Raw genomic sequence first — 1370 nt, 5'->3', positions numbered from 1 at the left:
CAGTAGCAGCCCGCGCTGCCTTGGGCCCGGTACTGACCGCGCACGATGTCCGATGGCGCCACCGGTTCCAGCGCCTCGATCACCTTGACCTTCTCATCGCGCACCGCGTCGGAGGTAAAGCGCGACGGCGGCTCCATCGCAGTCAGGCACAAGAGCTGCATCAGGTGGTTCTGCACCATGTCCCGCATCGCACCGGAGCGGTCGTAATATTCTCCGCGCCCCTCGACGCCGAGGCTTTCGGCCACGGTGATTTGCACATGGTCCACATGGGTGGAGTTCCACAAAGGCTCCCACAGGGCGTTGGCAAAGCGCAGCGCCATCAGGTTCTGCACGGTTTCTTTGCCCAGATAGTGGTCGATCCGGTAGATCTGATGCTCGTCGAAGTTGCAGCGCAGATCTGCATTCAAATCCCGCGCCGACGCCAGATCGTGACCGAAGGGCTTTTCCACCACAACCCGGCTGTTCGCCGATGCGATGCCCCGGCTTTTCAGATTGGCTGCGATGGGCCGAACAGCGCTGGCGAGACGGAGAGGTAGAATGCCTGTACCACATCCGGCCTGATCGCCTGCGCCAGAGTGTCCCAACCGTCCTCGCCTCCGGCATCGACACGAACGTACTCCAGGCTGGCCAGGAACTTTTCCAGCAGTGCTGACCGTTTGGCCGCCTGCGGCGCAAATTCCAGCAGGCTGGCATGCACCGCCTCGGTGAACTCCGCCCGGTTCATCGCTGAGCGGGCAGTGCCGATGTTGCGTGCCCCCTCCGGCATCTGCCCCACCGCAAACCGGTGGAAGAGGCCAGGCAGGATTTTGCGGCGTGCAAGATCGCCTGTGGCACCGAACAGGACCAAGTCAAAAGCATCGACGGGGATGACACGGGACACCATCAGCTTAGCCCACCCGCTTGAAGGGCGCCCCGGCCCGCGGCTTGCGGCCAATGGCGGCGAACTGGATGGTCATGGCGTTTTCTCCTGACGGCTTTGCTGCGGGTTCATAAATTGAAACCTCGCCGGTAGCGCCAACATTCTTGAGCGGAAAAGAGGACAAGAAAGTGTGCATTTACAGCTCTCCGGCCCAGGGCGGGTTGGCGCCGGCGCGCGACACGGTAATCGCCGCCACTTTCGCACCATGCTCCATTGCCTGCTGCAGAACGTTAGGCGGCAAAGCAGCCAGCTCCGGTTTCGTCAGCCGGCCAAGCTCGGACAGTTTTGCAAGGACGCCCGCATTGAAGGTGTCGCCGGCCCCGACGGTGTCGGATAATTTGGCCCGAACAGCAGGCACGCGTACTTCGCCGCCGTTCGCAAGATAGCCGGTTGCACCTTCGCCGCCGCGGGTCAGGATCATCACCGACGGTCCCCGTTCCAGCAGGATGGA

2 protein-coding genes and 1 pseudogene are annotated in these 1370 nt (G+C 62.7%); all 3 read right to left on the bottom strand.

Annotation, left to right across the window (positions count from 1 at the left end):
* Nucleotides 1-883 (bottom strand): annotated as a pseudogene (locus tag A2I95_RS38255) (glucose-6-phosphate dehydrogenase); the annotation flags it as partial.
* Between the two features lie 4 nt (nt 884-887).
* On the bottom strand, nt 888-1055 hold the full coding sequence (locus A2I95_RS38250) for a hypothetical protein (RefSeq protein WP_291737630.1): 168 nt from the start codon (nt 1053-1055) through the stop codon (nt 888-890).
* The coding region (locus A2I95_RS38245) for a PfkB family carbohydrate kinase (protein WP_291737629.1) at nt 1056-1370 on the bottom strand (315 nt) is incomplete at its 5' end. It abuts the gene before it with no gap.

The sequence above is a fragment of the Leisingera sp. F5 genome, assembly GCF_001593695.1.
The sequence above is the reverse complement of the archived record's forward strand: the minus strand, read 5'-3'. Positions and strand labels throughout refer to the sequence as shown.

Excerpts from the sequence above, each read along its gene's own strand:
- A2I95_RS38250 (WP_291737630.1), bottom strand. The coding sequence starts at position 1,055 with ATGCACACTTTCTTGTCCTCTTTTCCGCTCAAGAATGTTGGCGCTACC.